This window comes from Halanaerobium saccharolyticum, assembly GCF_004362045.1.
Classification (GTDB): domain Bacteria; phylum Bacillota; class Halanaerobiia; order Halanaerobiales; family Halanaerobiaceae; genus Halanaerobium; species Halanaerobium saccharolyticum_C.
On record NZ_SNWX01000025.1, the window covers coordinates 38,040 to 46,064 of the forward strand.

Below are 8,025 nucleotides of genomic sequence, written 5' to 3' on the forward strand. Positions count from 1 at the left end.
AGGATGTGTAAAAATGAGAATTATTGTAGAAAAAAATTATCAGGCAATGAGTAAAAAAGCAGCCTTAATGGTTGCAAGTCAGATCACTTTAAAACCAGATAGTAATCTGGGACTGGCTACAGGAGGAACTCCACTGGGAATGTATAATAATTTAATTGAAATGTATCAAAATGATGAAATAGATTTTAGTGAGGTCCAGACTTTCAATCTGGATGAATACTATGGGCTAAAAGCAGATCATCCCAACAGCTATCACCATTATATGTTTGAGAATTTATTTAATGAAATAAATATTCAAAAAGAAAATATCCATATTCCAGACGGTACTGCAGAAGATTCCAGGCAGGAATGCAGAAAATACGAAAAGTCTATTAAAAAAGCCCGGGGGATTGATCTGCAGATTCTGGGTATTGGTTCAAATGGACATATAGGCTTTAATGAACCTGCTGAAAACTTAAATGTAGCAACCGAGGTAGTGGATTTAACTGAAGAGACTATTAAGGCCAACAGCCGCTATTTTGAAAGTAAAGACGAAGTCCCCAGAAAAGCAATTTCAATGGGAATGGCAACTATTTTAAAGGCAGATAGAATTGTTCTGCTGGCAAGTGGAAAAAGCAAAGCTGAAGCCATAAAGAAGACTGTCAGCGGTCAAATTTCTACCCAGGTTCCAGCTACTTTACTGCAGACACACCCGGAAATCACTATTCTGCTTGATCAGGAAGCTGCTTCCTTAATTAATAAAGATGATTTATCGGCTGATTGTCACTTCGAAATCTGTGAGTGAGAATTCTGGAAAAGACTCGATAAAATCAAGATATTTATCCATCAGACTCTGCAGTTGATTATAATCACTGCCAACTGCAGCTACTCCAAGTACAGCAGTCTGAATATAATCCTGAGCATCTACCTCTGCTGCAGCAAGATTAAATCTATTTTTACTCTTCTGCAGCAGACTTTTTATTATCTGCCGCTTATCTTTTAAAGTCGCCGCTCCTGGTAAGTATAATTTAATTTCACAGCTCGCAATTAACATCTAATTACTCTTCCTTTCTAAATTTAATTGATCATTGTCTGGCTGATTCTCAATTGTTTCAGTACTATTTTTTTGAATATCTTCAAGTTTAGTGCTTAAATTGTTTTGATTGGAAAAATTAATAGTCTGAGTTGGGAAAGCAAAACTAGCTCCCAGTTCCTCAATTTTTTCCTTTAAGCTGAAATTAATCTGCTGCTGAATTTCCATATACACTTTATAATCACTATCTTTGACATAATAAACAACCTGAAATAGGAGACTGGAAGCTGCAAATTCGGTAAAGTGAGCCCGATCAAATTCTGTTTTATCAATAGATCTAATAATTTCCTCTACAATCCCGGGTACTTTTTTTAATTTCTCCAGAGAAGTATCATAGGTCAGCCCAAAACTAAAGTTAATCCTTCTCTGTTTCATCCTTTTGTAATTATTAATCCGCGAATTAACAAGATCAGTATTAGAAATAATCAGCTGTTCTCCACTTAAACTTCTAATTCTGGTTGATTTTACTCCGATATGTTCTATTGTACCTCTGTACTCTCCAGTAATAATAAAATCACCAATATCAAAAGGTTTATCAAAAAAGATAGTAAAATAATTAAAGAGATCAGTTAAAATATTCTGGGCAGCAAAGGCAATTGCAACACCACCAATTCCAAGTCCGGTTACCAGCCCTGTAATTTGAATATCTAAATTATCTAAAACAAATAAAAAGGCAATTATCCAGACAATAATTTTGGCCAGAAAAAGTGAAATAGTTAAAACCTTCTGCTGTTCTTCACTTCTCTGTTTTTTGGCCCAGTATTTTTTTAAACTGTAAGTAATCAGATCAAGAGCAGCTAAAACTACAAAAACAACTGTTAAGATCATTAAAGTCAGATTGATAAAGTTATCAATCTGAGTACTCGCCTCAAGTTCTTTAAAGGCTAAATAAAGAGTAAAAAGGTAGAGTAAGGGGTATATTCGCTTTTTTATTGTTTTCTTTAATAAGACTGAAAAAGAACGCGAAAATCTGCCCACAAATAAATTCATCTTTTCCAGCAAAAATTTATCGAAAATTTTTACTATAAAAACCACTGTAAATAAAAATAAAAGCGCTAAAATATAATTTCCCAGACTATTATTTAATAATATTGTCCCAAGTCCAATTTCCTGCATCAAACTTCCTCCTTTATCTGATATCAGATTCAGATTTGATTTTTTTCTTTTCTTCATACATTTCATGATCTGCCTGATTGATAAGTTGGTCTAAACTTTTTTGATAATCAGGGCTGTATTCGGCAGCACCATGGCTGGCCGAAATTTCATAATCTTTTTCATTGGCTGCCGCAGCCTGTTTTAATTTTTCTTCAATTCGCAGCCAAACTTTCTCTGCTGCTCTCTTATTACTCTGGGGTAAAATTAACAAAAATTCATCTCCTCCGAGCCTGACAACCTTATCATCCTGCCGCAGAGAATGCTGTAAAATCTTGCTGATCATTTGCAGCAGTTCATCACCTTCTTGATGACCGAAGTTATCATTAACCAGTTTAAGATCATTGACATCAATAAAAATAAGTGAGAGAGTATTTTCGGTCTTTTCAGCCTTTTCCATTTCGTCCTTAAGATAATCAAGCCCGGCTCTTCTATTTAAAACTTCAATTAAACGGTCAGTAGCAGCATATTTTTTTAATTGTGCCTCCATATCTTTTCTCTGACTGATCTCCCTGAAAATAATAACTTTACCCTGAGTTTTTTCTACCAAAGCTGCTGAAAGATCAATTTTTAGTTCTTCAGCTTCAGAAATTTCACCTGAAATAATCTCTATATTATGATCATTATTTTTTTCAATTAAAATTTTAAAAATTTCTGTACACTTTTTACCTCTTGCCTCTTTTTGAGACCAGCCCAGCATTTCTTCGGCCTTAGCATTTAAATAGACTATCAAATCATCCCGGTCAGCAGTAATTACTCCATCTGACTGGTTGGCAGCTATCAAAATAATATCACTATCCAGGTTGTTAAGTACAATAAAAATATATGACTCTGATTTTTTCCCGAATTTCAGATTGACTTCTCTTCCAAAAACTACCTCTTTTATCTGACTGTCATCATTTATCTTTAAAATAAAACCACTGCTCTGTTGATTTTTTTTAATCATAATAATGAATCAGCCACCTTTACTGCTTCTTTTGCGTCATCTGCAAAACTATCTGCTCCTATTTTCTGCCAGAGATTACTTTTTCAAGAAAAAGCCTCCCACCAACCATAATTTTAAGATTAGTAAATTTATTATTTTCGCGAACAGCGTTTATTAAACTTTTACTTTCTTCTAATTGGGTGGGTAAAGTAGCAGAAATTGCCAGCAGGTGTTTTTTTAAAACATCTATCCCAATCCCTCGTTCTTTTAGAACAGTATAAAGCCAGTTATAATAATTAGAAAAGGTACTCTTCTCATCTATAAAAACAGCCTGAGTCAGATAGTTTAAGTTATATGAAGTATCACTTTTAGTCTTTTCAACCATAGCAGTATTGTATTTTTCTTTTAATTCGGGCATTAACCGCCACTGCCGGGCCATAATTTTTTCTACCAGACTCTCTCTATTATTTAAGATATATTCCTTAATTTCAATCCTGGACATAAGGGCACCCCTTTTCAGATTTCTATTATATATATTAAACATTTGAGCATAATTTCCTTCTTTTTTACTAAATAAGCAGCCCAACATTATGTATAACTTCTTAGCTCATAAAAAAAAGAACCCTTTTAATCAGGTTCCAAGATTTATGTTATATTATTTTTTTATTTGGTGGAGGTGGTGGGAGTCGAACCCACGTACTAAATAGCTCACCCAGTAGTTTCTACGAGCGTAGTTCAGCTTTTCGTCTCACAGTAAACACTCCGCTGAACAGGATTGCTTACTGCCAGCCTGTTAAATGTCCCTTCTTCCTACAGACATCAGAAGAAGGTGAGCCTGTTTTGTATGGCACCTAAGACGACTCCACAGACAGGATCCGCTCAGGCGTTAACTGCCTACGCGGCAGCTAAAGTGTAATTATTATCGTTTGCAGATAATTTATATTCCCAGTGTTTAACGAGTGAAAGGAACTCCTCGGCTCGCTTCTAAAGGGTTCACTATCCAGGCGAAGCCAGAACACCCCCGAATAAGTCTTTCTTTTACATTTAATATTATACCGTAAAGGTCAGAGAATGTCAAATTATATATCAAAAAAAATTAAATTAATTCTACGCTGTTATAGCCAAAAAAGGGAGCTCCTTTTTTGGCTATAAACTTAAGATCTTTCTTTATTATTTACAATTATTACTCACTATTAGAAGTATACTTAACATTTACAATTACTGCTAAAACAATAACTAAACCAATTAAAGCCTGTTTAAAGTAAGCACTTGTCCCAATTAAGGTTAATCCATTCCTGACTACTCCCATAATAGAAGCACCAAGAAAGGCACCAACAATAGATCCAGAACCACCAAATAGAGCAGTTCCACCAATTACACTAGCAGCAATTACTTCTAATTCTAAGCCCGAACCCTGAGTAGGGGAAACTGAACCTAAATATCCCAGATCAGTAAGTCCGGCAAAAGTTGCAGTTAAAGCTGTTAAAATAAAGCATATCATTTTAATTTTATCAGTATTTATTCCTGAGAGTTGAGCTGCTTCTTTATTACCTCCAGTGGCAAATATTTTATATCCAAATTTAGATCTCTCAAAAACTACATAGCCAATCAGAACTATAATTATAAACCAGATAGACTGCATCGGAATACTAAAAAATTGACCGCCAACTATTGAATAAAATGCAGAATCAGGTAGACCTGCAATTGGCCAGCCATCAGATAAAATAAGAGTTAAACCCCTAAAAAACATCATAGTTCCAAGGGTTGTTATAAAAGATGGTATTCCAATTTTAACAGTAATAAATCCGTTTATTAAACCTGCTATAACTGCAACACCAGCTGTTATTATTACTGCAACCCAGATATTTAAGCCAAAATCTCTAACCAGGAGGCCAGCAATAATTGGTGTTAAAGCATATATAGATCCTACAGATAGATCAAATTCCTGACTTGTAATCAACATGGTCATTCCTACAGTTATTATTCCCAGAACTGCCGTCTGCCTTAAGACATTCATCAAGTTTCCGACTGTTAAAAATCTATCGGTCATAATAGTAAAGAAAAGTCCTATCAATAAAAGTGCCAGGAAAACACCAAATTCTTTTTTTCTTAAAAGTTCTTTAAACTTAGTTCCCGGACTTATCTGACTTTCATTATCAAGATTACCTTTTTGGGGGTTATTATCTGCCATGAAATCACATCCTCATTATCTGTTTTTTAAACGATATTATTAACCTGTTCTTTCAGCTACTGCAGCTTTCATAATTTTTTCTTCTGTAGCCTCTTTCTGTGAGAACTCTCCTGATATTCTCCCCTGACTCATTACCAGGATTCGATCTGAGATTGCCATCACTTCTAACATTTCAGAAGAAATCATAATAATTGAGAAATTCTGTTTAACTAATTCCATTATAAGCTTTCTTATTTCAGTTTTTGTTCCCACATCAATACCTCTTGTAGGTTCGTCCATTATCAATATCTTGGGTTTAACCGCAAGCCAGCGAGCAATCAAAACTTTTTGCTGGTTTCCTCCACTTAAACTTATAATATTTTGATTAAGGGAATGCATTTTAATTTCCAAATCCTTTTTATACTTCTCTGAAACTTGATTCATTTTTTTTCTATTTACTAAACCAGCCTTATCGGCAAAATTATCTATTTCAGCCATACATATATTATCCCTCACACTTAACTTATGAAAAAGACCAAGTGCTCCTCTATCTTCCGGTAAATAGCCTATTCCATTTTTTATTGCATCTCTAGGTGAATTTATCTCTACTTTCTTGCCCTCAACTAAAATTTCACCAGCATCAATTTTATAATTTCCTATAATGCTCCGGGCCAGCTCAGTTCTTCCAGCCCCTCTCAAACCAGCTATTCCCAGAATTTCTCCTTCTTTAAGCTCCAGATTTATATCATGTAATCCTAAACCCTGCTGAGTTAGATTCTTTACTTCAAGAACATTTTTATCAGAAATATCTTCATTTTCCTCTTTGGAAATTATTTTTACATCTCTTCCAACCATCATACTGGCAATCTTATCTTCACTGGCTTCTTCTTTGCTCAAACTTCCAACATACTCGCCATCTTTTAAAACACAAATTCGGTCTGAAACTCTCTGGACTTCATTTAATCTGTGGCTTATAAATACAACACTAATCCCTTCTTCTTTTAGCCGATCAATTACATTATATAAAACTTTTACTTCTTTTGGAGACAGAGCAGTTGTAGGTTCATCCATTAAGATGAATTTAGCATCTCTACTTATAGCTCTGGCAATCATAATCAACTGCTGTTCTCCCATACTGCATCTACTTACATCTTTATGAGGATCTATATCTACATCTAAACGATCAAATAATTTTTTAGCTTCTTGATACATATATTTTTTATCTGGAAATCCCCATTTACCGGGAAGTTCAGGACCTAAAAAAATATTTTGAACCACATTTAAATTTTTACAGATTGGAAGCTCCTGATGGACAAAACTGATTCCCATACTTTCTGCCTGGCGGGGAGATTTAATGGAAATTTTTTTTCCTTCTAAAATTATTTCTCCTTCATCAGGATGAAATACTCCGCCACATATTTTAACTAAAGTTGATTTTCCAGCTCCATTTTCACCAACTAAACCAGTAACCTGACCTTTTTTAACTGTAAACGAAACATGATCTAGAGCAGTGGTACCTCCGAAATTCTTTGTAATATCTTTGAATTCTATAATATTTTCCGACATTAATTGATCCCCCCTTTATAAAATAGGAGGGGCAGGCCCCTCCTATTAATTAGGTTAAATTTTATCTATATCCCTGCTGGGCTAAGTCTATAACTTTTTCTACATTTGAAGAATCAATAATTCCTCCACCGGTATTAATATTAGAGGGAGAAAGAGCATATTTATTATAAAGGTATAGAGCATGAACAGTATAATAACCCTGTAAATAGGGGTTTTGATCTACAGTGAATTTAGCATATCCATCTTTAATAGCCTGTAAAGTAGTTGGTGTTAAATCAAAACCTCCGGCTACAATTTCACCTTTTAATCCTAATTTTTCGGCAGCTTTAGCTCCACCAGCAGTTGCTGTGGCACTTACACCAAACCAGCCAGCTACATCTTGATGGCCTCGATAATAATTCATTACTGTACTTACTGCATTAGCCAGATCAGTTGTAGTATCAATTACATCATAACTTATATTATGTTGATCCAGAATCTGTTGAGCTCCTTTTAAGCGAGCCTGAAGAGCTGTATGGCCTGGATCACCAATTAAAAATGCTATTTTTGATCCATCTTCAATATATTCTACTATTTCCTGTCCCATTCTCTTTCCAGCTTCAACTGGAGTCTGACCAATATATGCCATTCTTGGATTAGGGGTTGTATCATCAGTGTTAAATGCTATTACAGGAATGCCATTATCCAGTGCTTTCTGAACAATATTATCATAAGCTGTAGGACTGGTAATTGTGGTACCAATTCCATCTACATTAGAAGAAATTAAGTTTTCAATTATTGCTACCTGTCTACTGTGATTCATCTTGGGAGGTCCGGTAAAATTAACCTTTACTCCTAATTGTTCTGCAGCATCCTGCATACCCCGTTTAACAGGTCTCCAGAAAGAAATTGCCGCTGAGTGTGCTACTAAAGTGAATTCCATTTGTTCATCTTCCTGAGCTTTGGCCTGCTGACCCACAAATGCTAAAGATAACGTCAAGACCATAACAACAACTAATAAGGACGATAAATACTTTTTCATTATTTTCCCTCCTTAAAATTAAAGCGTTACGTCAAATCTAATAGTTTTTTTAAAAATATTAATAGTTATCATGGTTGTCAGGTTAGAAATCTGCATTAAATGCAGGAATCCCTCCCCCT

Annotated in this window: 8 protein-coding genes and 1 other RNA gene; 1 reads left to right on the forward strand and 8 read right to left on the reverse strand. The window is 34.7% G+C overall.

Going from position 1 to position 8,025, the window contains the following annotated elements; genetic code table 11:
- Window positions 1-13 precede the first annotated feature (13 nt).
- The gene (gene nagB / locus DFR79_RS12555) at window positions 14-784 is read left to right on the forward strand and encodes a glucosamine-6-phosphate deaminase (protein WP_133515819.1); all 771 of its coding nucleotides are present in this window, start codon (window positions 14-16) and stop codon (window positions 782-784) included.
- Here nagB and DFR79_RS12560 read toward each other — a convergent pair.
- The 8 genes from DFR79_RS12560 to DFR79_RS12595 all read right to left on the reverse strand — a co-directional run bounded on the left by DFR79_RS12560 (window position 749) and on the right by DFR79_RS12595 (window position 7,906).
- A complete protein-coding gene (locus DFR79_RS12560) occupies window positions 749-1,033 on the reverse strand; it encodes a DUF503 domain-containing protein (protein ID WP_133515820.1) in 285 nt (94 codons plus the stop codon). The genes nagB and DFR79_RS12560 overlap by 36 nt on opposite strands.
- Entirely contained in the window at window positions 1,034-2,188 is a 1,155-nt protein-coding gene (locus DFR79_RS12565) for a mechanosensitive ion channel family protein (protein WP_133515821.1), read from the reverse strand.
- Between the two features lie 13 nt (window positions 2,189-2,201).
- A complete protein-coding gene (locus DFR79_RS12570; protein WP_133515822.1) occupies window positions 2,202-3,170 on the reverse strand; it encodes a sensor domain-containing diguanylate cyclase in 969 nt (322 codons plus the stop codon).
- Window positions 3,171-3,228: 58 nt separating this feature from the next.
- Window positions 3,229-3,651, reverse strand: coding sequence for a hypothetical protein (locus tag DFR79_RS12575; RefSeq protein WP_133515823.1), 423 nt, complete (start codon window positions 3,649-3,651; stop codon window positions 3,229-3,231).
- Between the two features lie 166 nt (window positions 3,652-3,817).
- Window positions 3,818-4,172: a transfer-messenger RNA gene (gene ssrA, locus DFR79_RS12580) on the reverse strand.
- A 160-nt stretch (window positions 4,173-4,332) separates the two neighbouring features.
- On the reverse strand, window positions 4,333-5,340 hold the full coding sequence (locus DFR79_RS12585; protein ID WP_133515824.1) for an ABC transporter permease: 1,008 nt from the start codon (window positions 5,338-5,340) through the stop codon (window positions 4,333-4,335).
- A 39-nt stretch (window positions 5,341-5,379) separates the two neighbouring features.
- Entirely contained in the window at window positions 5,380-6,885 is a 1,506-nt protein-coding gene (locus tag DFR79_RS12590) for a sugar ABC transporter ATP-binding protein (protein WP_133515825.1), read from the reverse strand.
- Between the two features lie 61 nt (window positions 6,886-6,946).
- On the reverse strand, window positions 6,947-7,906 hold the full coding sequence (locus tag DFR79_RS12595) for a sugar ABC transporter substrate-binding protein (RefSeq protein ID WP_133515826.1): 960 nt from the start codon (window positions 7,904-7,906) through the stop codon (window positions 6,947-6,949).
- Window positions 7,907-8,025 lie beyond the last annotated feature (119 nt).